General features: G+C 59.4%; 21 protein-coding genes, 1 tRNA gene and 1 other RNA gene. 15 read left to right on the plus strand and 8 right to left on the minus strand.

From position 1 onward, the window contains the following. Window positions 1–12 precede the first annotated feature (12 nt). Entirely contained in the window at window positions 13–1203 is a 1191-nt protein-coding gene (uxuA, locus tag ACP3TA_RS22525; RefSeq protein WP_033643811.1) for a mannonate dehydratase, read from the minus strand. A 292-nt stretch (window positions 1204–1495) separates the two neighbouring features. Here uxuA and ACP3TA_RS22530 point away from each other — a divergent pair, with 292 nt between their 5' ends. Further along, complete coding sequence (locus ACP3TA_RS22530) at window positions 1496–2968, plus strand: mannitol dehydrogenase family protein (protein ID WP_033652533.1); 1473 nt, start codon at window positions 1496–1498, stop codon at window positions 2966–2968. A gap of 61 nt (window positions 2969–3029) precedes the next feature. On the opposite strand, the gene ACP3TA_RS22535 is transcribed toward ACP3TA_RS22530, so the two are convergent. Then, complete coding sequence (locus ACP3TA_RS22535) at window positions 3030–3338, minus strand: type 1 fimbrial protein (protein ID WP_004935734.1); 309 nt, start codon at window positions 3336–3338, stop codon at window positions 3030–3032. 319 nt (window positions 3339–3657) lie between these two features. Between ACP3TA_RS22535 and ACP3TA_RS22540 the strand changes: the two genes are divergently transcribed. From ACP3TA_RS22540 to yejF, 8 genes are all read left to right on the plus strand, one after another. Next, entirely contained in the window at window positions 3658–4632 is a 975-nt protein-coding gene (locus ACP3TA_RS22540) for a CobW family GTP-binding protein (RefSeq protein ID WP_206196213.1), read from the plus strand. 77 nt (window positions 4633–4709) lie between these two features. Continuing rightward, window positions 4710–5420, plus strand: a complete 711-nt coding sequence (locus ACP3TA_RS22545) for a phosphatase PAP2 family protein (protein ID WP_033643814.1) — start codon at window positions 4710–4712, stop codon at window positions 5418–5420. A 410-nt stretch (window positions 5421–5830) separates the two neighbouring features. After that, the gene (gene mepS / locus ACP3TA_RS22550; RefSeq protein ID WP_033643815.1) at window positions 5831–6406 is read left to right on the plus strand and encodes a bifunctional murein DD-endopeptidase/murein LD-carboxypeptidase; all 576 of its coding nucleotides are present in this window, start codon (window positions 5831–5833) and stop codon (window positions 6404–6406) included. 391 nt (window positions 6407–6797) lie between these two features. Then, window positions 6798–8384 carry a cyclic di-GMP phosphodiesterase gene (locus ACP3TA_RS22555; protein ID WP_103100941.1) on the plus strand — a complete coding sequence of 529 codons (1587 nt, stop codon included), beginning with the start codon at window positions 6798–6800 and terminating at the stop codon, window positions 8382–8384. Between the two features lie 89 nt (window positions 8385–8473). After that, window positions 8474–10285, plus strand: a complete 1812-nt coding sequence (locus tag ACP3TA_RS22560; protein WP_206196214.1) for an extracellular solute-binding protein — start codon at window positions 8474–8476, stop codon at window positions 10283–10285. A 9-nt stretch (window positions 10286–10294) separates the two neighbouring features. After that, window positions 10295–11389: a microcin C ABC transporter permease YejB gene (locus ACP3TA_RS22565; protein ID WP_033643818.1), complete on the plus strand. Its 1095-nt coding sequence runs from the start codon at window positions 10295–10297 to the stop codon at window positions 11387–11389. Beyond that, the gene (locus ACP3TA_RS22570) at window positions 11386–12411 is read left to right on the plus strand and encodes an ABC transporter permease (protein WP_042785062.1); all 1026 of its coding nucleotides are present in this window, start codon (window positions 11386–11388) and stop codon (window positions 12409–12411) included. The genes ACP3TA_RS22565 and ACP3TA_RS22570 overlap by 4 nt, the downstream gene beginning before the upstream one ends. A 1-nt stretch (window position 12412) precedes the next feature. Then, entirely contained in the window at window positions 12413–14023 is a 1611-nt protein-coding gene (gene yejF / locus ACP3TA_RS22575; RefSeq protein ID WP_033643820.1) for a microcin C ABC transporter ATP-binding protein YejF, read from the plus strand. An 8-nt stretch (window positions 14024–14031) separates the two neighbouring features. Here the strand turns inward: yejF and ACP3TA_RS22580 are convergent, their stop codons facing one another. The 3 genes from ACP3TA_RS22580 to rsuA form a co-directional block, all read right to left on the minus strand. Then, window positions 14032–14376 (minus strand): YejG family protein, encoded by a 345-nt coding sequence (locus ACP3TA_RS22580; protein WP_004935763.1) that lies wholly within the window; start codon window positions 14374–14376, stop codon window positions 14032–14034. A gap of 595 nt (window positions 14377–14971) precedes the next feature. Continuing rightward, window positions 14972–16168, minus strand: coding sequence for a Bcr/CflA family multidrug efflux MFS transporter (locus tag ACP3TA_RS22585; protein WP_033652528.1), 1197 nt, complete (start codon window positions 16166–16168; stop codon window positions 14972–14974). A 41-nt stretch (window positions 16169–16209) separates the two neighbouring features. Then, window positions 16210–16923, minus strand: coding sequence for a 16S rRNA pseudouridine(516) synthase RsuA (gene rsuA / locus ACP3TA_RS22590; protein WP_033652527.1), 714 nt, complete (start codon window positions 16921–16923; stop codon window positions 16210–16212). Window positions 16924–17239: 316 nt separating this feature from the next. On the opposite strand from rsuA, the gene ACP3TA_RS22595 reads away from it, so the two are divergent. Both ACP3TA_RS22595 and rplY read left to right on the plus strand, forming a co-directional pair. Next, complete coding sequence (locus tag ACP3TA_RS22595; RefSeq protein WP_206196216.1) at window positions 17240–18997, plus strand: DEAD/DEAH box helicase; 1758 nt, start codon at window positions 17240–17242, stop codon at window positions 18995–18997. Between the two features lie 162 nt (window positions 18998–19159). Next, on the plus strand, window positions 19160–19444 hold the full coding sequence (rplY, locus tag ACP3TA_RS22600; RefSeq protein WP_004935776.1) for a 50S ribosomal protein L25: 285 nt from the start codon (window positions 19160–19162) through the stop codon (window positions 19442–19444). An 84-nt stretch (window positions 19445–19528) separates the two neighbouring features. Here rplY and yejK read toward each other — a convergent pair whose 3' ends face one another. Beyond that, a complete protein-coding gene (gene yejK / locus ACP3TA_RS22605) occupies window positions 19529–20536 on the minus strand; it encodes a nucleoid-associated protein YejK (protein WP_033652525.1) in 1008 nt (335 codons plus the stop codon). Between the two features lie 211 nt (window positions 20537–20747). On the opposite strand from yejK, the gene ACP3TA_RS22610 reads away from it, so the two are divergent. The 4 genes from ACP3TA_RS22610 to ACP3TA_RS22625 all read left to right on the plus strand — a co-directional run bounded on the left by ACP3TA_RS22610 (window position 20748) and on the right by ACP3TA_RS22625 (window position 23084). Then, window positions 20748–20975, plus strand: a complete 228-nt coding sequence (locus ACP3TA_RS22610; protein ID WP_004935782.1) for a YejL family protein — start codon at window positions 20748–20750, stop codon at window positions 20973–20975. Between the two features lie 9 nt (window positions 20976–20984). After that, window positions 20985–22766 (plus strand): LPS biosynthesis-modulating metalloenzyme YejM, encoded by a 1782-nt coding sequence (gene yejM / locus ACP3TA_RS22615; protein WP_033652524.1) that lies wholly within the window; start codon window positions 20985–20987, stop codon window positions 22764–22766. 78 nt (window positions 22767–22844) lie between these two features. Beyond that, window positions 22845–22921, plus strand: a tRNA-Pro gene (locus tag ACP3TA_RS22620). 33 nt (window positions 22922–22954) lie between these two features. After that, window positions 22955–23084: non-coding RNA, RtT sRNA (locus ACP3TA_RS22625), on the plus strand. Between the two features lie 139 nt (window positions 23085–23223). On the opposite strand, the gene maiA is transcribed toward ACP3TA_RS22625, so the two are convergent. Together maiA and ACP3TA_RS22635 are read right to left on the minus strand one after the other, a co-directional pair. Then, on the minus strand, window positions 23224–23868 hold the full coding sequence (gene maiA / locus ACP3TA_RS22630; RefSeq protein WP_426784443.1) for a maleylacetoacetate isomerase: 645 nt from the start codon (window positions 23866–23868) through the stop codon (window positions 23224–23226). A gap of 20 nt (window positions 23869–23888) precedes the next feature. Next, the gene (locus ACP3TA_RS22635) at window positions 23889–24590 is read right to left on the minus strand and encodes a fumarylacetoacetate hydrolase family protein (RefSeq protein WP_033652522.1); all 702 of its coding nucleotides are present in this window, start codon (window positions 24588–24590) and stop codon (window positions 23889–23891) included. Window positions 24591–24595: the final 5 nt, after the last annotated feature.

Genomic DNA, 24595 nt, shown 5'->3' on the forward strand with positions numbered 1-24595 from the left:
TTTCATTTTCCGCTACGGCAATTCCGGGAAAAATCGCCGCTTGAGCGCCAGCTCGACGCCGCGCAGCTCCGCCAGCCCTTTCAACCGCCCGATGGCCGAATAGCCCGGATTGGTTTTCTTTTTCAAATCGTCCAGCATCTGATGCCCATGATCGGGGCGCATCGGGATCGGCCGCCGATCGCCCGCCCGCTGCCGACGCAGTTCTTCGGTCAGGATCGCTTCGATCACCGCCACCATGTCCACATCGCCCTGCAGATGCGCCCCCTCGTGGAAGCTTTTCGGGTTTTCCTCGCGGCAGGTGGCGCGTAAGTGGGTAAAGTGAATGCGATCGCCGAAGGTTTCAATCATCCGCACCAGATCGTTGTCGGCGCGCACGCCGTAGGAACCGGTGCATAGGGTGAAACCGTTATGAATGCTGTCGACGGTCTGCTTCAGCCACTGCATGTCTTCGATCGTGGAGACGATGCGCGGCAGGCCGAGGATCGGCCGCGGCGGATCGTCGGGATGCACCGCCAGCCGGATGCCGGCCTCTTCCGCCACCGGCACGATGGCGCGCAGAAAGACCGCCATGTTTTCGCGCAGCTGCGCCTTGTCGATGCCGTCGTATTCCGCCAGGCGGCGGCGGAACTGCTCCAACGTATAGCCTTCTTCCGCCCCCGGCAGCCCGGCGATGATATTGCCCGTCAGCGTGGCTTTCTCCTCCTCGCCCATGGCGGCGAAATAGGCCGCCGCCTGACTGCGCTCTTGCGCCGTATAGTCCGCCTCGGCGCCGGCGCGTTGCAGGATATACAGCTCGAACGCGGCGAAGGCGATTTGATCGAAACGCAGCGCTTTGGCGCCGTCCGGCAGCGAATAGGCCAGATCGGTGCGCGTCCAGTCGAGGATCGGCATGAAGTTGTAGCAGACGGTGTCGATGCCGCAGGCCGCGAGGTTGCGTAGCGTCTGTTGATAGTTGGCGATATGCCGCCGCCAATCGCCGCTGTGGGTTTTGATCTCTTCATGTACCGGCACGCTCTCCACCACCGACCACACCAGCCCTTTTTCCGCCAGCAGCGCCTGCCGCGCGCGGATCTCGTCGATCGGCCAGACCTCGCCGTTCGCAATATGGTGCAGCGCCGTGACCACCCCGGTCGCCCCAGCCTGACGCACGTCATCCAAAGAGACCGGATCGTTCGGGCCATACCAACGCCATGTTTGTTCCATGTTGTGTCCTTATGCCTGTCTCGCATTGCGATGTTGTTATACCAGTTTAACTTAGATGTCAGCTAGCTTTAACTTACTCTTTCGCCGCGCGCTGTCAAAATTGAACCGTTCATTGGTTGATCCGCTTCACGATTCTGGCTTATTTTGGCCTGGCCAATTCCCTTAACCTGCCGACAACTTTAGACTGGGGGCAGTTTTTTATCGCTGGCGCCCCGCTGTCCATGCGTCGGCAAACTGGTCCGCTAACTTGACGCAAGTGGCCCGCCAGCTGTCTACTCGCTTTGGAGATGAGATGAATACGATCGCCAACACCCCGCTGCCGGGCGCCGTCCGGCAACCGAATTATGATCGCCGGGCCCTGCGCAGCCGCATCGTGCACCTGGGTTTCGGCGCGTTCCACCGTGCGCATCAGGCGCTGCTGACCGATCGGGTGTTGAACGCCCAGGGCGGCGACTGGGGCATTTGCGAGATCAGCCTGTCCGGCGGCGTGCCGCTGTTTCAGGCGCTGCGGCAACAGGATCATTTATACAGCGTGCTGGAGAAAGGCGCGGACGGCCATCAGGCCCTGGTGATCGGCGCAGTGCATGAGAGCGTGCACCGCAAGCTGGAGGGCATCGCCGCGGTGTTGGAGAAGCTGGCCGAGCCGCAGGTGGCGATCGTCTCGATGACCATTACCGAAAAGGGCTACTGCATCGAACCCGGCAGCGGGCGGCTGGATCGGCGGCATCCGGGGATCGTCGCCGATCTGGCGGCGCCGCATCAGCCGCAGACCGCGCCCGGTATTTTGGTGGAGGCGCTGCGGCTGCGGCGTGAACGCGAGCTGCCCGCCTTCACCCTGCTCTCCTGCGACAATATTCCGGAGAACGGCCACGTCCTGCGCCGGGCGGTGCTCGATTTGGCGCAGGCGCGGGATCCGTCGCTCGCCGACTGGATAGCCTCCGCCGCCACCTTCCCCTGCACCATGGTCGATCGCATCGTTCCGGCCGCCACGCCGGCCACGCTGGATGAGATCGCCGCCGCGCTGGGCGGCGTGCGTGACGAATGCGCCATCGCCTGCGAGCCCTTCATTCAATGGGTCGTGGAAGACAATTTCGCCGCCGGACGCCCGGCATGGGAGCTGGCCGGCGCCCAGTTGGTCCGCGATGTGCTGCCGTTTGAGCATATGAAGCTGCGCATGCTGAACGGCAGCCACTCGTTCCTGGCATATCTCGGTTACCTGGGCGGCTACCGCTATATCAACGAGTGCATGGCGGACGAGCACTACCGCCGCGCCGCACAGCGGCTGATGCTGTGCGAGCAGGCCCCAACCCTGAGCGTCACCGGCATCAGTCTGCCCGACTACGCCGCGCAGCTTATCGCGCGCTTCAGCAATCCGGCGCTGCAACACCTCACCTGGCAGATCGCCATGGACGGCACGCAAAAGCTGCCGCAGCGCCTGCTGGACGCCGTGCGCTGGCATCTGCGGCACGGCGGCGACTATAGCGGGCTGGCGCTGGGCGTGGCGGGCTGGATGCGGTACGTCGGCGGTGTCGATGACGCCGGCCAGCCCATCGACATTCGCGATCCGCTGGCAGATGTCCTGCAACAGACGATCGCCGCCACTCCGGACGATCGGCGGCGCGTAACGGCGCTCTTGGCGCTGAAATCGGTGTTTGGCGAACAGTTGGCGACGCATGCCGCGTTTACCGAGGCGGTGACGCAAGCCTATTTGTCACTGCGCGATCGCGGTGCGCGTGAAACGGTGAAGGAGTGGGTGAAGCGGTGAAGTGCCTGCAGGCTGAGAATAACCATGCCGACGTAACGTTACGCCGGCATGGCGGAACGACTTAACGATAAACGACCGTCATAACAGCAAGTTTCTTCTGTTGGTCTACCCACTTCATTTCGGTTGTGCCAAGATTCAGCGGAAGTTCTTTGCGTGTAGTATCAAAACCTGACAACGCTTGCTGGGCCTGATAATGCTGGCCGTTGCGGTAACATTGCGTATTCGCCTTAGAATCTGCAATCTTGACCGTGCAAGGACTTTCAACGATAGAGCCGACGAAGCGAATTACCCCGCCGGCCACTCCTGCCTGACTCACTGCCGTCCATGAAAACAACATTCCTACGATCAAAAATAACCGAAAGGTATTCATGGCAACCTCATTTTTAGTTAAGCCAATTTAACCATAGAGGATCTTGTTCGGAATAATCGCAAGGAAAGGGACGAGATTTGATCGTTAATCGCGTCATTAACAATGTAAAAACAAGCTACTAACAAAAGTTAACCGTATCTAATACAGGGTTTTATCTAAGAATTTTCTTGCAAAGAAAAGTGGATTTTGCCGGTTGAAAAGCGCAGGGTGGCGTGCAAAATTTGCGAGGTAGAGCACAAATTAAATCGCGCTCGCCGCCGCGACCGCGCAGAATCGCTCATTTATTAGGCAGGTTGATTTTTGCACCCAGGAATGATTAATGACTAAAACCAATCTGATTACCGGCTTCCTCGGCAGCGGTAAAACCACCGCCATCCGCCATTTGCTGGCCCATAAGCCCGAGCATGAACGCTGGGCGGTACTGGTCAACGAATTCGGCGAAATAGGCATCGACGGCGCGCTGCTGGCGGACAGCGGCGCGGTGCTCAAAGAGATCCCCGGCGGCTGCATGTGCTGCGTCAACGGCCTGCCGATGCAGGTGGGTCTGAATATGCTGTTGCAGCAGACCAAACCGGACCGGCTGCTGATCGAGCCGACCGGGCTCGGGCATCCGAAGCAAATCCTGTCGCTGCTGACCCAGGAGAGCTATGCCGGCTGGATCGATCTGCAGGCCACGCTGTGCCTGCTGGATGCCCGTCAACTCAGTCAGCCCCGCTACCGCGACAACGAAAACTTCCGCGATCAGCTGGCCGCGGCCGACGTTATCCTGGCCAGCAAAAGCGATACCTATCGGCCGGAAGACAGACGGGCGCTGGAAGCCTGGACGGCGCAAGATCCGCTGCAGCGGCCCTGCTACGCCATCGCGCAAGGTGAGGCGGATGTCGCGTTGTTGTCGCTTCCTCGCACAAATCGTACAGAATTACCGGACGCACGACATCATCATGGTCAGGCGAAAACGCAGGGACTGGCGGCGTTGCGGCTGCCGGAGAACGCGCGTTGGCGGCGAGCGCTGAACGAAGGGCAAGGCTTCACCAGCTGCGGCTGGATTTTTGACGGCGACACCCGGTTCGATACCGTCGGCTTTATGGAATGGGTGCGGCTGGCGCCGGTCGAACGTGCCAAAGGCGTGGTGCGCATCCCCGAAGGCACGTTGCTGATCAATCGCCAGGGCCAGGATCTCAACATCGAAACCCGCCCGAACGCGCCGCTCGACAGCCGGGTTGAACTGATCCACAGCGAAAATGCCGACTGGAACACCCTGCAATCCGCCTTGTTTAAGATTCGTTTAAGTTAAACCCCGTACCGTTGCCCCCCGGTTGCCGCAGGGCGGCCGGTTTTGTTTCGTTTTCATTTTTCCAACAGGTTTATGTCATGACACGCCGCAATTTACCCTTCATTCTCTTCTTCAACTTACTGGGCGTTGCGCTGTTTCTGTCCTGGTTCCTGCCGGCCAATCACGGTGGCTGGTTTACCCTGGATTCGGCGATCTTCTTCTTCTTTAACCGCCATCTGGCCACCGACCCGGCATTTTTGCACCTGGTCGCCATCACCAACAACCGCGCGTTCGATGTGATTTCACTGCTCGCCATGGGCCTGCTGTATTTGTACTTCTACCTGAAGCAGGACGCCGCCGGCCGCCGCCGTCTGGTGATCACCGGCGTGGTAATGCTGCTGACCGCCGTGGTGCTGAATCAGCTTGGCCACCTGCTGCCGGTGAAGCATCCGAGCCCCACCCTGACCTTCGACAATATCAATCGCGTCAGCGCATTGACCGGCATCCCCACCAAGGACGCCTCCGGCGACAGCTTCCCCGGCGACCACGGCATGATGCTGATTATTTTTTCCTGCTTTATGCTGCGCTATTTCGGCCGCGGCGCCTTCGCCGTCGCCCTGCTGATTACGCTGATCTTTTCATTGCCACGCGTGATGATTGGCGCCCACTGGTTTACCGATATCGCCGTAGGCTCGCTGTCCGTGGTCTTGGTTGGCGCCAGTTGGGTGCTGATGACGCCTTGCAGCGACTGGATTATCGAACGGTTGAATCGCCTGTTGCCCGGCAAGCACCGCCCCGGCCAACCATAACTTACGTCTATGAGTCATTCCGGGAGGCGCCCGCCTCCCGCGTTTTATCCCCTCGCGATGCGCAAAATTTCTCCGCCCCCCGTTAACGCTTTTGCAACCTGATTTCACGCCAGATTCATACATCGGACAATTGGCGTTTTTTATATGAAGATTTACATTATGTTACATCACAAATTCATATAAAAAAGACCGGAAAAAGACTCGCAATCCCCTATTTGTTCCGGTAATCTCAGATGCGTTTGTGCCTGGTTTAAGTCGAATCAGTACGGAATCCGATAAAAATGTGCGTTCCCGCACGTTTTCAACGGTAACTGATTGTCGATGCAACAGGTGCGGACTAGGCTCGTTTCGTTTGGCATTTTTCAGGTAGCGACTTTCGTCGTTAAGGACTTCAAGGGAAAACAACAACAATGGTCAAATCTCAACCGTTTCTGAGATATTTTTTGCGGGTAGTCCCTGCAATTGCCGCTGCGGTTATGCTGTCAGCGTGCAGCTCGACTCACACTTCGAACTTGAGTAACGCACAAACTGAGATGCGTGCAGTTAATGACAAAGACGGTCTTTTACTGCAAGCCTCTCAGGATGAATTCGAAGCGATGGTCCGCAACGTTGACGTCAAGTCAAAGATTATGGATCAGTACGCGGACTGGAAAGGCGTTCGCTACCGTTTAGGCGGTGACACCAAGCGCGGCATCGATTGCTCGGCGTTTGTACAGCGCACCTTCCGCGAACAGTTCGGCATGGATTTACCGCGTTCTACCTACGAACAGGAAGACCTCGGTAAGAAAATCCAGCGCACCAAACTGCGCGCCGGCGATTTGGTGCTGTTCCGCGCCGGTTCTACCGGGCGCCATGTCGGCATCTATTTAGGCAACGATCAGTTCGTTCACGCTTCTACCAGCAGTGGCGTCATGATTTCCAAGCTGACCGATAACTATTGGAATAAACGTTATCGAGAAGCGCGCCGAGTGTTGACCAACGGCTGACGGCGCAACGCCCTGAAGATCCTGAATACCAAACGAGCGATAAACGCCGCCTACGGGCGGCGTTTTTTTTGGCTGTCGAACGAGAGCCACCGGGGCTGAGCCAGGCCTTATCGTCACCTCACACCATTATTTTGATAAACTGCCGGCCGGAAATCGCGCCGACGAGGAAAAACTCGCCTATTATCGTCAGATGACGGCAACGGCGCGCCCGGCGTTATTTAAAACGTTTCCGCTTAATAGGTGCATTATATTTCTGTCGGCGACGCCTTGTATTTAAACGCGTCGCCGGTTGGGTACGGGATAAAAGGCAAAAAATGAAAAAAAAGCCGTTGGCACAATCCATTAAATGGCTGCGCGACACGCCTGACGCCCCGTTGCAGAGGTCTCGGTTATGGGCTTGAAAAGGGCGTTCTCTCGCAGCGTGTCGCACCGACAGCGCAGTCTGGCCAAAAGCGTTGTCGCCGCCCTGCTATTTTTTACGCTATTCACCGCGGTCACACTTTCTTTGATCAACCACCAGCGCACGCAATATCAACACAAGGTTGAAGCGCGTACGCAAAAATTCGCGCTGGGTTATATCTCGCACCTGACGGATGTCATGCAAAAAATGATGCCGCTGCTGGACAAACCCTGCCTCTCAAGCCAGTCAGACATCACCTATCAGGCGGCCTTTACCAGCGGCGTACGCACCTTCCTGCTGGTGAAAGACGGTTACGCCTACTGCTCCTCCGCCACCGGCGACATGATGCTGCCGATGAAAAACCTGTATCAGGACATCGATATCCACCTGCCTTTGGATCTGAAGCTGCAGCAGGGCACGCCGATCGTGCCGGACAAGCCGGCGGTCGCGGTTTGGCTGCGGCATCCTGGCGCATCGGCGACCGGCATCCTCGCCACGCTGGACATCAATTTGATGCCCTACCTGCTGTTCACTTCGCATGACGAGCAGGCGCCGGGCATCGCCATCGTGATGGGCAACCGCGCGCTGACCACCTTCAGCCCGAACCTGATGCCGATCGCGCAGTTGCCGCAAGACAAGGCGGACACCCTGACGCTGCCCAATCTGCCGCTGAGCATCCTGTTCTACAACGAGAAACTGACGCCCAACGATATTCGCCTGACGCTGCTGGGCAGCCTGGTGCTGTCGCTGATGATCGGCGTGCTCTGCTACTACATGCTGCTGTTGCGGCAAAGCCCGGAGCGCGCGCTGCTGCGCGGCATCAAGCGCAACGAGTTCTTCATCGAATATCAGCCGGTGTTCCATACCGGCAGCAACAGCATCGGCGGGCTGGAAGCGTTGATCCGCTGGCAGCATCCTATCGAGGGCCGCATTCCCCCGGATGTCTTTATCCCGTACGCCGAAAGCAACGGGCTGATCGTGCCGCTCACCCGCCATCTGTTCAGGCTGATTGCCGAAGATGCGCCGCAGCTCGCCAAGGCGCTGCCGCGGGGAGGCAAGGTCGGCCTCAATATTTCCCCCGCCCACCTTAGCGCGCCGTCATTCCATCAGGACGTGTATGAACTGTTGGCGCAGCTGCCGGGCGATTACTTTACGCTGGTGTTTGAAATCACCGAACGCGGCATGGTGGAAGAAGAGAGCGCGCTGGCGGAGTTCGACTGGCTGCATAAACAGGGCATCGAGATCGCGGTGGACGATTTTGGCACCGGCCACAGCGCGTTGATCTATCTTGAGCGTTTCACCATGGATTACCTGAAGATTGATCGCGGCTTCGTCAACACCATCGGCCAGGACACCGTCACCGCACCGGTGCTGGATGCGGTGATTTCGCTGGCGAAAAAGCTGAAAATGCTGACGGTGGCCGAAGGCGTGGAAACCGCCGAGCAGATGCAGTTCCTGCAAGAACGCGGCGTTAACTTCATGCAGGGCTATTACTTCAGCAAGCCGCTTAGCATCGCTAATTTCCTCGCTTACTGCAATGCTCATCAGGTCTTTGATTATCAGGAAAAAAATAGTTAATCTTTAAGCATCTTTACCCTGCGTCCGCCCGAAGAATGTTATGCTGGGCGCCGGTTGTACTTTATTCCACAGCAGGAGCTTACCGTCTGATGTCCGTGCGCATTTTCGCTGCTCTGGTGCTTTCGGCACTGAGCTTCGCCTCGCAGGCCGAAGCCCTCAACGAAAGCTACGCTTTCGCCCTTCTCGGTGAACCGAAATACGCCGCCGACTTCAGCCATTTCGACTACGTCAATCCGGCGGCCCCCAAGGGCGGCGACGTGCGCCTGGCGACCATCGGCACCTACGATAACTTCAACCGCTTCGCTACCCGGGGCGTGCCCGGCGCGCGTACCGACGAACTCTACGATACTCTGTTCGCAACGTCCGACGACGAACCCGGCAGCTTTTATCCGTTGATTGCCGAATCGGCGCGCTTCCCGGCCGACATGCGTTGGGTGGAAGTGGATATCAACGCCCGCGCGCGTTTCCACGACGGCAGCCCGATCACCGCCGCCGACGTGGCCTTCACCTTCAGCAAATTCATGGCCGAGGGCGTTCCGCAGTTTCGCTCCTACTACAAAGGCGTCACGGTCAAAGCCATCTCTCGGTTGACGGTGCGCATTGAATTCCCGCAGCCGAACAAAGAAGCGATGCTGTCGTTATTCGGCAGCCTGCCTATTCTCCCGGCCGCCTTTTGGCAAAACCATAAGCTCAACGAGCCGCTCAACACGCCGCCGCTGGCCAGCGGCCCGTATAAAATCGGCGATTATCGCCTCGGCCAGTACATCACCTATCAACGGGTGCGCGACTACTGGGCCGCCAACCTGCCGGTGAACCGCGGCCGCTATAACTTCGACAGCATTCGCTACGATTATTATCTGGACGATAAAGTGGCGCTGGAAGCGTTCAAGGCCGGCGCTTACGATTTCCGCATCGAGCCGTCGCCCAAGAGCTGGGCCACCCAGTATCAGGGCGGCAACTTCGCGCGCAACTACATCATCAAACAGGACGAGACCAACCAGGCGGCGCAAAACACCCGCTGGCTGGCGTTCAACATCCAAAAACCGCTGTTTGCCGACCCGCGCGTGCGCGAGGCGATCACCCTGGCTTTCGACTTTAACTGGATGAACAAGGCGCTGTATTACAACGCCTATCAACGCGCCGACAGCTATTTCCAAAACACCGCCTACGCCGCCCGCGGCTATCCGGACGCCGCCGAACTGGCGCTGCTGGCGCCGCTCAAAGGCCAGGTGCCGCCTGAGGTGTTCACCAGCATCTATCAACCGCCCGCCTCCGACGGCAGCGGCAACGATCGGCAAAATCTGCTGAAGGCGACCCAACTGTTGCAAGAGGCCGGTTGGGTGGTCAAAAATCAAAAGTTGGTCAACGCCAAAACCGGCCAGCCGTTCGCCTTTGAGCTGATGCTGCTGAGCGGCAGCAACTTCCAGTACGTGTTGCCGTTCCGCCACAACCTGCAGCGGTTGGGCATCGATATGGCAATCCGCGAGATCGACGCCTCGCAATATACGCGCCGCATGCGCGAACGCGACTTCGATATGATGCCGACGGTGTACATGGCGATGCCGTTCCCCACCGCCAATTTACGCATCATTTGGGATTCGGAGTACATCAACTCCAGCTATAACACCCCCGGCGTCAAGGACCCGGCGGTCGACAGCCTGGTCAGGCAAATCGCTGAGCATCAGGGCGACGAAAAAGCGCTGCTGCCGCTCGGCCGCGCGTTGGATCGGGTGTTGACCTGGAACCGCTACATGCTGCCGATGTGGTACTCCAACCACGACCGCTACGCCTATTGGGACAAGTTCTCCACGCCGCCGATCCGCCCGGCCTACGCCATCGGCTTCGACAACTGGTGGTACGACGTCAACAAGGCGGCGCGCTTGCCGGCTCAACGGCAATAAGGAGTCGGCATGGCAGCCTATCTGATACGCAGACTGTTGCTGGTGATCCCTACGCTGTGGGCGATCATCACCATCAACTTTTTTATCGTGCAAATCGCCCCCGGCGGCCCGGTCGATCAGGCCATCGCCGCCATCGAACTGGGTCAGGGCAGCGGTTTCGGCAGCGGCGGGGTCAATGAAGGCCTGGGGCACGCCAGAGCCGGCGTCCCGGCCGCGACCGAAGGGCAATACCGCGGCTCGCGCGGCCTGGATCCGGAGGTGATCGCCGAGATCACCCAGCGTTATGGCTTCGATAAACCGCTGCACGAACGCTACTTCACCATGCTGTGGAACTACATGCGTTTTGACTTCGGCGACAGCCTGTTTCGCGGCGCTTCGGTGATGCAACTGATCGGCCAAAGCCTGCCGGTCTCCATCACGCTGGGCCTTTGGAGCACGCTGATCATCTATCTGGTGTCGATCCCGCTCGGCATCCGCAAGGCCGTCCACAACGGCAGCGCGTTCGATACCTGGAGCAGCACGCTGATCATTATCGGCTACGCCATTCCGGCGTTCCTGTTCGCCATCCTGCTGATCGTGCTGTTCGCCGGCGGCAGCTATCTCGACTGGTTCCCGCTGCGCGGCCTGGTCTCCAGCAACTTCGATACCCTCTCGTGGCCGGCGAAGATCGCCGACTATCTGTGGCACATCACGCTGCCGGTGCTGGCGACGGTGATCGGCGGTTTCGCCACCCTGACCATGCTGACCAAAAACTCGTTCCTCGACGAGATCCGCAAACAGTACGTCACCACCGCCCGCGCCAAGGGCCTGGACGAGAAAAAGATCCTGTACCGCCACGTGTTCCGCAACGCCATGCTGCTGGTGATCGCCGGTTTTCCGGCCACCTTTATCAGCATGTTTTTCACCGGCTCGCTGCTGATTGAGGTGATGTTCTCGCTCAACGGACTGGGGCTGCTGGGTTACGACGCCACGCTGCAGCGCGACTACCCGGTGATGTTCGGCACGCTGTATATCTTCACCCTGATCGGCCTGCTGTTGAACATCCTCAGCGATATCACCTATACCCTGGTCGATCCGCGCATTGACTTCGAGGCCCGCCAATGAGCCGCCTTAGCCCGATCAATCAGGCGCGCTGGGCGCGTTTTCGCCGCAACCGCCGCGGTTACTGGTCACTGTGGATCTTTCTGGCGCTGTTCACGCTCAGCCTGGCCGCCGATCTTATCGCCAACGACAAACCGCTGTTGGTGCGTTATGAAGGCCGGCTATACCTGCCGTTTATGATCAACTACAGCGAAACCGCGTTCGGCGGCGAACTGAACACCGAAGCCGACTATCAGGATCCGTTCGTCCAGCGCCAAATCGACCGCCATGGCTGGGCGATCTGGGCGCCGATCCGTTTCAGCTACGACACGATCAACTTCGCCACCGAGGTGCCCTTCCCCTCCCCGCCTTCGCGCCATAACCTGCTGGGCACCGACAGCAACGGCGGCGACGTGCTGGCCCGCGTGCTGTATGGTTTTCGCATTTCGATGCTGTTCGGCCTGGCGCTGACGCTGTTTTCCAGCCTGATCGGCGTGTGCGTCGGCGCGACACAGGGGTATTACGGCGGGCGTTTCGATCTGTGGGGGCAACGCTTTATCGAAGTGTGGTCGGGCATGCCGACGCTGTTTCTGATCATTCTGCTGTCGAGCATCGTCCAGCCCAATTTCTGGTGGCTGCTCGGCATCACTATTCTTTTCGGCTGGATGAGCCTGGTGGGCGTAGTGCGCGCCGAGTTCCTGCGCACCCGCAACTATGACTATATCCGCGCCGCGCGCGCCATGGGCGTGCCGGATCGCGTGATCATGTCCCGCCACATGCTGCCCAACGCCATGGTGGCGACGCTGACCTTCCTGCCGTTTATCCTCTGCGGCTCGATCACCACCCTGACGTCGCTCGATTTTCTCGGCTTCGGTCTGCCGATCGGTTCGCCGTCGCTCGGCGAACTGCTGCTGCAAGGCAAAAACAATCTGCAGGCGCCGTGGCTCGGCATCACCGCCTTCCTGGTGCTGGCAGTGCTGCTGTCGTTATTAATCTTTATCGGCGAAGCGGTACGCGACGCCTTTGACCCCAGCAAGGCGCATTGATATGGCTACACCTCTGCTCGCCATCCAGGATCTCAGCATCGCCTTCCGCCAGGGCGACGCCGTCACGCCGGTGGTCAACGAACTCTCTTTGCAGATAGCCCCGGCGGAAACGCTGGCGCTGGTGGGAGAATCCGGCTCCGGCAAAAGCGTCACCGCCCTGTCGATACTGCGACTGCTGCCCGCGCCGCCGGTGGTTTACCCTGGCGGCGATATTCTGTTCAACGGCAACTCGTTGCTGCATGCGCCGGAGGCTGAACTGCGCAAGGTGCGCGGCAATCAGATCGCGATGATCTTTCAGGAACCGATGGTGTCGCTCAATCCGCTGCACACCATTGAGAAGCAACTGGCGGAAGTGCTGATGCTGCACCGCGGCCTGCGGCGCGAAGCCGCACGCGCAGAGATCGTCGACTGTCTGGAGCGCGTCGGCATCCGCCAGGCCAAAACCCGGTTGCAGGACTATCCGCATCAGCTCTCCGGCGGTGAACGCCAACGCGTGATGATCGCCATGGCGGTGTTAACCCGCCCGAAATTGTTGATTGCCGACGAACCCACCACCGCGCTCGACGTAACTATCCAGGCGCAAATCCTGACGCTGTTGCAAGAATTGAAACAAGAAATGGGCATGGGGTTGCTGTTCATCACCCATAACCTGAATATTGTGCGCCGTCTGGCGGACAACGTGGCGGTGATGCGTCAGGGCCGTTGCGTGGAGCAAAACGGCCGCGCACAGCTGTTCAGCCGGCCGCAGCATCCCTACACACGGCAACTGCTGGCCGCCGAGGACGTCGGCGAACCGCTGCCGCTGCCGGCCGCAGCCAGCGCGCGCCCCGGCGATGAGCGGCCGCTGCTCAAGGTGGAAGATCTGCAGGTGCGATTCCCCATTCGGCGCGGCCTGCTGCGCCGCACGGTGGATTATCACTATGCGTTGAAGTCATTGAGTTTCGAACTGCGCGCCGGAGAGAGCGTGGGGCTGGTGGGGGAATCCGGATCGGGTAAAAGCACCACCGGGCTGGCGCTATTGCGTCTGCTGGCCTCGCAGGGGGCCATCTGGTTCGACGGCGAACCGCTGCACCCGCTGACGATGAAACAAATGCTGCCCTACCGCAGCCGGATGCAAATCGTCTTCCAGGATCCGTATTCCGCCCTCAACCCGCGCCTGAACGTACAGCAGATCATCGCCGAAGGGCTGGAAGTGCACCAGCGGCTGAACGCCGAGCAGCGGGAACAGCGCGTGATCGAGGTGTTGCAGGAGGTCGGCCTGGATCCGCAGCTGCGCCACCGCTACCCCACCGAGTTTTCCGGCGGCCAGCGCCAGCGCATCGCCATCGCGCGCGCGCTGATCCTGCAGCCGCAGCTGCTGATCCTCGACGAGCCGACCTCTTCGCTGGATAAATCGGTGCAGGCGCAGATCCTGACGCTGCTGAAATCGCTGCAGCAACGCCACCGGCTGGCTTATCTGTTCATCAGCCATGACCTGCAGGTGGTGCGTTCGCTGTGCCACCAGGTGATTGTGCTGCGACAGGGAGAAGTGGTTGAGCAGGGAGACTGCCGGGCGATTTTCGCGGCGCCCGCAGCCGACTATACCCGACAACTGTTGCAGTTGGCGGATTAGCGGCGAATTCAGAAGGGGTATTGCGCGCTGAGCGGTTCGGCGATCGCGGCGCCGACGTTTTTCAGGCGGCACATCGTCGCGCTCTCATCGCTGCGCTGCACGAACAGGCAAGGTTCCCCTTCCCACTCGACGATCGCGCAGTCGACCTGAATCTCCTGCAACGACAGATTAAGCTGTTGCATCACCTGCCAGGCCTCGGCCCCTTCATGGCTGAGCAGCTTCAGCCCAATCAGGTTGTTATCCTCGTCTATTCCGTTAAACGGAATCGGTTCGACCTTTACGCCGGTGAAACCGGATAGCCAACGATAACTTTGCGGCAAGCGATGCACTACCGAAAGTTGGATACTCTCCACATGAAATCCCTAGTTTGAAAAGGTGAAACACTTTTACCTGACAGGGTTACTAAGTTATAGCCGTTGACTCCCGACTCTGCCGCGCACAAATGTTATTTAAATGTAAATTTTGCCGCAAGCCATTAACCTGACCCCGTGCTTGCCGATGCCGTGCCATTTTTTGGCGCGCCGTGCGGTGTTATTTCACGGCATTTTGCGACTCAGCTCGCATTTTTGCGTTATATGTAACCCTTTCCCGCAGCGATCTCAACTCTTTTTTCTTGCAATGCGACTACTTTTTCGTCGCCATATTTTTACATTGAAGAAACATTTCACCCGTCGCGTTAGCGCACCGTCCTCCGCTAATACCTTGATTTACATCACCCCTAATGCAAACCGCCCGCACCGACCCGCCGGCAAAACGCCGCGCATACCGGAGGATATCGGGCAGCTCAGCGACGGTATTTTTTAACAAAAAGCACACAGAAGGGTAAATGACTCATTGATTAGCAGGCATATGTTTAGCAACAAAATTTTCATTGCCGGTTGCACCGCAAACTGGCAAGGCGCAACCCTGTGACGGCTCGGGGCAACTTCGCCCCGAACCAGGAGAACGTCAGGCTGCGCGATCGCGCGGCCGGCTGGCGTACAGATAGAACAACACCGCCACAATGCTGCACAGCGCCATCGAGGTGACCATCGGCCAGGCGCTCTTGCCCGGCGCCATCGACAGCACCGCACCTACCAGCGCGCCGATGCTGAACCGCAACGTGCCGGCCAGGGAAGACGCGGTGCCCGCCATATGCGGAAAATCATCCAGGATCACCGCCATGGCGTTGGAGGAGATCATCGCGATGCACCCCAGATAGACCGCTACGCCGATCACCAGCGCCCAGAAGCCCAGCCCAACGGCGCTCACCGCCAGCAGCCACAGCCCCATCGCCAGCTGCACCAGCAGCCCCAGTTTGAACATCTTGACCGCGCCGAATCGCCGCACGTTGCGGCTGTTGATCAGCGTCGTCAGGAACAGGAAGACGATATTCAGCGCAAAGTAGTAACCGAAGTGCTGCGGCGAAACCTGGTTCAGTTCGATGTAGACGAACGGCCCGGCGCTGAGGAACGAGAACATGCCGGCGAACGAGAAGGCGCTGGCCAGCATGTAGCTCAGCACCCGCTTGTGGCGGAACAGCGAACCGAAGTTGCCCAGCGTAGTGCGCAGGTGGAACCGCTGTCGCCGCTCTTTCGGCAACGTCTCCTTGATGAACAAGGCCACCAGCAGTGAACCGATCAGCGCTGCGGCGCCCATGGTCCAGAAGATGGCATGCCAGTTGAACCACAGCAGCAGCGCCCCGCCGATCATCGGCGCCAGCAGCGGCGCGATGGTCATCACCAGAATGACGAACGACATCATGCGCGAGAACTCGTCCTTGGTGAACATATCGCGCATCAAGGCGTTGATCACCACGCTGGCGGCGGCGGCGGCCAGGCCGTGCAAGAAACGCAATCCGATCAGCTGATCGATCGACTGCGCCATGGCGCAGGCGCAACCGGCGATGGCGAAGATCAGCGTTCCCCACAGGATCACCGGTTTGCGGCCGATGCTGTCCGACATCGGCCCATAGAACAGCTGCCCGAAGGCGAAGCCGAGCATATAGGCGCTGAGCGTCATCTGCACGCTGCCGGACTCGACGCCAAACTGGGCGGCGATCACCGGCATGCTGGGCAGGTACATGTCGATGGCCAGCGGCATCAGCATGGACAGCAGGCCCAGAATGAAAATCAAACCGAGATGAGAGGTTCGGTTCTGTTGCACGTTCCACGACTCCTTAATCGGCCGCAATCAATGATCGGTTATCAGTCCTGCAGGTGCGGCGCGCCCACGCTGGCGATCTCTTCTTCGGTCAGTGGGCGATATTCGCCCGGCGCAAGATCGTCATCCAGCACGATGGCGCCGATGCGCTCACGGTGCAATTCGATCACCCGATTGCCGACCGCAGCGAACATCCGCTTCACCTGGTGGTAGCGCCCTTCGCTGATGGTCAGGCGCACCACATGCTCGTCAACCTGCTCCAGCGTCGCCGGCCGCGTCAGATCTTTCTCGTTGTGCAGTTGCACCCCTGCGGCGAAACGCTGCGCGGTGTCTTCCGCCAGCGGGTGCTCCAGCGTCACCAGATAGGTTTTCTCGCAGTGGTGGCGCGGCGAGGTGACGCGGTGCGACCACTGGCCGTCGTCGGTCATCAGCACCAGCCCGGTGGTGTCGATATCCAGCCGCCCGGCGGCGTGCAGTTTGTACGCGACCGGCTCATCGAGGAAGTACAGCACCGTCGGATGATCGGGATCGTCGGTGGAGCAGACGTAACCCTGCGGTTTGTTGAGCATGAAATAGCGCGGGCCGTTCTGCTGCTGCAGCGGATTGCCGTCGAACGCCACCTCTTGTTCCGGGGTCAGTTTGACAGCCCCGCTCTTCACCACCTCACCGTCTACGGTGACGCGTTTAGCCCGAAGTTCGCGCGCGACCAGCGCACGGCTGATGCCTAACTGCTGAGATAAAAACTTGTCCAATCGCATGGGATCTGCTTTGCCTGTCGTTGTTATGATCGCATTGATCGTATTGCCAAAATATGACGCCCGCCGTTGCACCGGGTGCAAATGGCAGGCTCAGGGGGGAAATCGCGTGGGGGCACAGCGATTGCTGTCACACGAGTATAGCGGCACAACGCGCTGCCCGACAGGGGTAATTTTCACGCTTCTCGCACCGCGCGCGCTCAGAAGGCATAATATAGACATTTCTCGGTCGCCCGGGGCGTAAAATGTCAGCGTTTCTGTGGCAACAGCGCTGACAAACCTAACCCCCGCGGCCCATTCCAACCTACGGCGTTCATTTATGGCCTTTACCCTACGCCCCTACCAACTGGAAGCGGTCGAAGCCACCATCAACCATTTCCGGCGGCATCCCGAGCCGGCGCTGATCGTGCTGCCGACCGGCGCCGGCAAAAGCCTGGTGATCGCCGAGCTGGCGAAGCGCGCCCGTGGGCGAGTGCTGGTGTTGGCGCACGTCAAGGAACTGGTGGCGCAAAACCACGCCAAATACTGCGCCTACGGCCTGGAGGCGGACATCTTCGCCGCCGGGCTGCAACAAAAAGAGAGCGCAGGCAAGGTGGTGTTCGGCAGCGTGCAGTCGGTGGCGCGCAACCTGCCGCTGTTCGACGGCGCCTTTTCGCTGCTGATCGTCGATGAATGCCATCGCATCAGCGACGACGACGACAGCCAGTACCAGCAAATCATCCAGCACCTGCAGAAAACCAACCCGCAATTGCGGCTGCTGGGGCTGACCGCCACGCCGTACAGGCTGGGCAAAGGCTGGATTTATCAGTACCACTACCACGGTTTCACCCGCGGCGACGGCGCCAGTCTGTTTCGCGACTGCATCTACGAGCTGCCGCTGCGCTACATGATCAAGAATGGCTTCCTGGTGCCGCCGGAGCGGCTGGATATGCCGATCGTGCAATATGACTTCAGCAGGCTGGAAGCCAGAAGCAACGGCCTGTTCAGCGAAGCGGATCTGAACCGTGAGCTGAAGCGGCAAAACCGCGTCACGCCGCACATCATCAGCCAGATTGTGGAGTACGCCGACGATCGCAAAGGCGTGATGATCTTCGCCGCCACCGTCGAGCACGCCCGTGAGATCCACGGCCTGCTGCCGAACGGCGAAGCCGCGCTGGTCAGCGCCGAAACGCCGCCCGCCGAGCGCGATGCGCTCATCGAGGCGTTCAAACAGCAGCGGCTGCGCTATCTGGTCAACGTAGCGGTATTGACCACCGGTTTCGACGCGCCGCACGTCGATCTGATCGCTATCCTGCGCCCCACCGAGTCCGTCAGCCTGTATCAGCAGATCGTCGGGCGCGGGCTGCGTTTGGCGCCCGACAAAAAGGATTGCCTGATCCTCGACTACGCCGGCAACCCGCACGATCTGTTTACGCCGGAGGTCGGCGTCAGCAAGCCGCACGGCGACAGCCAGCCGGTGCAGGTGTTCTGCCCGGCCTGCGGTTTCGCCAACCTGTTCTGGGGCAAGTGCACCGAAAACGGCGACATCATCGAACACTTCGGCCGCCGCTGCCAGGGCTGGCTGGAGGACGACGACGGCCACCGCGAACAGTGCGATTACCGCTTCCGGTTCAAGAGCTGCCCGCACTGCGGCGCGGAGAACGACATCGCCGCACGCCGCTGCCATCAGTGTCAGGAGGTGTTGGTCGATCCCGACGACATGCTGAAGGCGGCGCTGAAGCTGAAAGACGCGCTGGTGCTGCGCTGCGGCGGCATGGAATTGCAGAGCGGCCGCGACGACAAGGGCGAATGGCTGAAGGCCACCTATTACGACGAGGACGGCACCAGCACCAGCGAGCGCTTCCGCCTGCAGACGCCGGCGCAGCGCAAAGCGTTCGAGATGCTGTTCCTGCGCCCGCACCAGCGCGCGCCGGGCGTGCCGTTCGCCTGGCACACCGCCGCCGACGTGCTGGCGCAACGGCAAGCGCTGCGCCATCCGGATTTCGTGGTGGCACGCAAGCGCGGGCAGTTTTGGCAGGTGCGTGAGAAAGTGTTCGATTATCAAGGCCGTTTCCGCCGTGCCAATCAGTTGGCCTGAGCGAACGGCCCCCAATCTGGGCAGGTTTTCGTTGCCCTGCGGGCGGCTTTCCGTTAAAATGCCGCGCGCTTTACCTGGGCCTGCCCAGCGTTAAAGCGGAATTCCGAACTTGCTACTTGGGTCGCCTGTAGCAGGGTAAATTTTCTTTTAAGAGAAAAAACAATGTTCACTATCAATGCAGAAGTACGTAAAGACCAGGGTAAAGGTGCGAGCCGCCGCCTGCGTGCAGCAAACAAATTCCCAGCTATCGTTTACGGTGGCAAAGAAGCTGCAGTTTCCATCGAATTGGATCATGATTCTGTCAAGAACATGGAAGCTAAACCAGAATTCTACAGCGAAGCAGTAACTCTGGTTATCGACGGTAAAGAAACCAAAGTTAAGGTTCAGGCTGTACAGCGTCACCCGTTCAAGCCAAAACTGGCTCACATCGACTTCGTTCGCGTTTAATCGCTACGTTTTCGAACCTTTCGGGACGCCGAAATAAAGAACGCCGCAATTGCGGCGTTTTTTATTGTCTGCGATTCGGCAAGCTTACTTGCCGCTGCCGGTCCGGCGTTGCAGCTGATCGCGCAGGTTCGGCGGCGTGCCTCTGATGGTCAGCGTGTCGGTGGCCGCATCCCAGAAAATGCGCTCGCCGAGCAGCATGGCGTCGAAGTTCAGACTGATACCGCCGCCGCTGCCGGCGAATTTGGTCAGCTGACGCAGCGTGCCGCGATCCGCCGGGAAGCTCTCTTCCAGCTCATACCCTTGCTCGCTGGAGAACTGCATGAAGTCTTTCTCGCCGACCGGCGACAACTCCTGCGACAGCGCCTGCAGTTCGATCTCTTCGCCCGCCTGCAGCTGTTCGTTGCAGTAGCTGTACACCTGCTGGCGCACCGACTGGCGCTCATTCTTGTCCAGCTGCGCGTCGGCGCAGTAGTCGTCCACCGCCTGCAGCAGCCCGCGGTTTTGCGCCTTGGTGTCCAACCCTTCGGACGCCGCCAGGAAATCCATGAAGAAGTCGGCGACCTTACGGCCCACGCGCCCGCGCAGGAAGGTCAGATAGCGGGTCGATTCCGGGTTGGTTTCCCACTCGGTCAGATCGATGCGCGCAACGATATCGGCGTTGTTGATGTCCAGATAGTGCGTAGTGTTGATATCCAGCTCTTCGTTGACGCGCATGCTGTTACGACTGTTCAGCACCGCGATCAGCAGGTACTCGACCGCCAGATAACGGTATTGGCCGAACAGCACCACGCCGCCTTCGGCGAATGGATACTTCGCCAGTTCGTCGCGCAGACGGCCGGTCGCCGCGCGGCTGAAGGCCAGAAAGTCCTTATCGTCCTTGCGGCAGGTGCGCAGCGCTTCCGCCAGCTCGCTGCCCTCGTTGAACAAGCCCAGGGCCTTGCTCTTGGCGCTGTAGACGCGATGCAGTTCCGCCATCATTTCTTCCACCGCCGCGTTGGTGGGAAGCAAGGAATCGCGCAGCACCACGTCCAGCGTTTGCTCGTCGCGTTTCACCAACTGGTGCAGAGCGATCTGGTCGATATCCAGACTCATGGTAAATCCTCCTGTTCTTTAGGCGCGTATTCAAACACTGAAGGCCCCGCCCTGCAATACTAAAAAACCGCGGCAAACCGGAAAGGCGCAGCGGTGAGCCGCCCCGTCGCGGGCGAACCCTTTCCCGAATGACAGGAAGTGATAAAAGAGCGGAAAATCACTGTCCTATACGGTAAGATAGGGCACTTTGCAGATTACTAAGCGCAATTTTATGCCACAATCATCCCGTTACAGTGACGAACACGTTGAACAACTGCTCTCAGAGCTGGTCAATGTTCTGGAAAAACACCATACCCCCACCGATCTTTCCCTGATGGTGCTGGGCAATATGGTCACTAATTTGATCAACACCAGCGTTGCCCCCGCGCAGCGGAAAACCCTGGCGAGATCGTTCGCGGAAGCCCTGCAGGCTTCTGTCCGTGAAGATAAAGCGCATTAATATTTATTTATGGTGACAAACCGTCAGCGTTATCGTGAAAAAGTCTCCCAGATGATCAGCTGGGGGCACTGGTTCGCCTTATTCAACATCCTGCTCGCCCTTGGGCTGGGCAGCCGCTACCTGTTTGTCACCGACTGGCCCGCTTCCCTGCTGGGCCGGGTCTATGCCCTGGTCAGCCTGCTGGGGCATTTCAGCTTTATCGTGTTCGCCGGCTACTTGCTGGTGATCTTCCCGCTCACCTTCGTGGTGATGTCGCAGCGGCTGCTGCGATTTATTTCCGCCGCGCTGGCCACCGCCGGGCTCACGCTGTTGCTGGTCGACAGCGAGGTGTTCTCCCATTTCCACCTGCACCTCAATCCGGTGGTGTGGGATCTGGTGGTCAACCCGGATCAAAGCGAGCTGTCGCGCGACTGGCAGCTGATGTTTATCTGCGTGCCGGTGATCTTCCTGGTGGAGATGCTGTTCGGCACCTGGAGCTGGCAGAAGCTGCGCAGCCTGAACCGCCGCCGTTTCGGCAAGCCGCTGGCGGCGCTGTTCATCAGCGCCTTTTTCGCCTCGCACCTGATTTACATCTGGGCCGACGCCAACTTCTATCGCCCGATCACCATGCAGCGGGCCAACCTGCCGCTCTCGTACCCGATGACCGCGCGCAAGTTCCTCGAAAAACACGGCCTGCTCGATCAGCAGGAATATGAACGCCGCCTGGTGCAACAGGGCAATCCGGAAGCGGTGGCGGTGGAGTACCCGCTCAGCGATCTCAGCTACGGCGATAAAGGCAGCGGCTATAACCTGCTGATGATCGTGGTGGACGGCATTCGCGCCAAAGACGTGGCGCAGGATATGCCGACGCTGACGCGTTTCGCCCAGGAAAACGTGCGCTTCAGCGATCACTACAGCTCGGGCAACCACGCCGACACCGGGCTGTTTGGCCTGTTCTACGGCATTTCCCCGACCTATCTGGACAGCGTGCTCGCCGGCCGCAAGCCGTCGGCGCTGATCAACGCGCTCGGCGAGCAGGGTTACCAACTGGGGCTGTTCTCGTCCGACGGCTTCAACGCCAGCCTGTACCGTCAGGCCCTGTTGACCGACTTCTCGCTGCCGACGCCGGCGCCGCAAAGCGACGCGCAAACCACGCAGCAATGGCAACGCTGGCTGACGGATCAGGGCGACAAAGAGCCGTGGTTCTCCTATATCAACTTCAGCGGCGCCGAGCCGGCCGAAGGCGCTAAAACTCCGGCGCCGGCCGATTTTATCCAACGCTATCGCACCGGCGCTCAGGACGTGGACGCCCAGATAGCCCAGGTGCTGGATACCCTGAAACAGCGCGGCCTGCTGGATAAAACCGTGGTGGTGATCACCGCCGAGCACGGCGTCGAGTTCAACGACAGCGGCAAAGGCCAATGGGGCGCCGGCACCGCCTTCAACCAGGCGCAGCTGCAGGTGCCGCTGGTGATCCACTGGCCGGGCACGCCGGCGCAGACCATCAACAAGCTGACCGGCCATAACGACGTGATGCGTACCTTGATGCAACGGTTGCTGCACGTGAAAACCGCGCCGAAAGACTATTCGCAGGGCGAAGATCTGTTTACCGCCCAGCGCCGCAACAACTGGATCGCAACCGGCGATGGCAACCAGCTGGTGATCACCACGCCGACGCAGACGCTGATGCTGGACAACAGCGGCAACTATCGCGTCTACGATCAGAACGGCGATGAAATAAAAGACGAGAAACCGCAGCTTGCTCTGCTGTTGCAGGTGCTGACCGATGTAAAACGCTTTATCGCCAACTAACTGCTTAAAACTAAAGCAATCAAGTGGTAAGGCGCTTGCATAAACATCGAGAATCGGTAGTATGATTTTTCATAGCGTCGGCATGTAGCGCAGCCTGGTAGCGCACCGTCATGGGGTGTCGGGGGTCGGAGGTTCGAATCCTCTCATGCCGACCAAATTCAAGAAAACCTGCTGTAACAGCAGGTTTTTTTTCGTCTGTACGTGAGAGGATGAGAATCTCCGAAGGAGGTTTGAGCCGAACGTAGTGAGACCACGTTGCTTTAGCAACGGCCCGCAGGGCAAGCATCGAAGATGCGCATAATCCTCTCATGCCGACCAAATTCAAGAAAACCTGCTGTTACAGCAGGTTTTTTTTCGTCTGCACGTCGAGAGGATGAGAACGCAGCCGCTGCGCCACTGCCTCCCCCAACGATCATTGCGCGCCTCGCTTTCGCGACGGCCTTTCTCCTTATCAAGCTCAGGCTGAGATTTTGTCTTGTTGGTTTTCGGGCGCTGCGGCGATGAACGCCGGGAGCTGAGTACAGGCGTCGTAAATCGCTTTACAGCGCGGGTACCCGCTCAGATCGCACCCCATCCGCAGGGCATTCGCCCACTGAGGGATCAGGCAGCAATCTGCCAACGTCGGGCTGCCGCCAACGCAGAAGGGCCCTGGCGGCCTCTGGAGCAACAGCTGTTCCACGGCGCTCAGCCCTTGCCGGATCCAGTGCGCATACCAGCGTTTTTTCTCTTCCTCACTCACCTTCAGCTCTTCACTCAGGTAGCGTAACACCCGTAGGTTATTGACCGGGTGAGTATCGCAAGCGATGACATAAACGATTTCCAGTACCCGGCTGCGCGCCGGATCGGCCGTCGGCAACAGCGGCGACTGGGGGAAATGGCGATCCAGCCAGTCGGTAATCGCCAGCGACTGGCTGAGAGACTCGCCGTCGTCCGTGAGCAGCGTCGGCACCAGCCCGACCGGGTTCATACGCCGATAAGCCAGCTCATTCTGCTGCCCGATGCGAATATTGACGCCCACCGTCTGGTAATGGATACCTTTCAGCGCCAGCGCAATGCGCACGCGGTAGGACGCAGAGCTATTAAAAAAACTGTACAGCTTCATCATTCACCTCAGAATCAGCCTCAGACAATCTTCACGGCGATAGGGGTAAGCCCCTCTACATTCCCGGTAATCACATCGCCTTTCACCACCGCCCCCACCCCTTCCGGCGTGCCGGTAAAAATCAGATCGCCGGGCTGCAGCTCAAAAAAGCCGGACAGATAGCTGATGGTTTCATTCACCGACCAGATCAGATGACGGATGTCGCTGCGCTGACGATCGCTGCCATTGACCTGCAGCCAGATAGGCGCATGGTTGACGTCTGCGCTGTCGCCGGCTTTATGCAGTGGCGCGATGGGCGCAGAGAGATCGAACGACTTACCGATTTCCCATGGGCGCCCCATTTGACGCATGTCCATCTGCCGATCGCGGCGGGTCATGTCCAGGCCCGTGGCATATCCCCAGATATATTCATGCGCGTTTTCCAACGGAATATCGCTCCCCCGTTTACCAATCGCCACCACCAGTTCGATTTCGTAGTGATAGTTGTCCGTTTGCGCCGGATACGGCAGCGCCAGCGTTTCGCCGGCCGCCACCGGCACCACCGCATCGGCAGGCTTGCAGAAGAAGAACGGCGGCTCACGATCCGGATCAAAGCCCATTTCGCGAGCATGGGCGGCATAGTTGCGCCCGACGCAGTAGACACGGTGCACGGGGAACTGTTTATCACTCCCCACGACTGGAACAGTCACGGGGGCTGGCGGTGCAAATACGTATTGCGTCATTTTGT

Origin of the sequence: Serratia sp. 2C06, assembly GCF_050037615.1 — a bacterium.
GTDB classification, from domain to species: domain Bacteria; phylum Pseudomonadota; class Gammaproteobacteria; order Enterobacterales; family Enterobacteriaceae; genus Serratia; species Serratia ureilytica.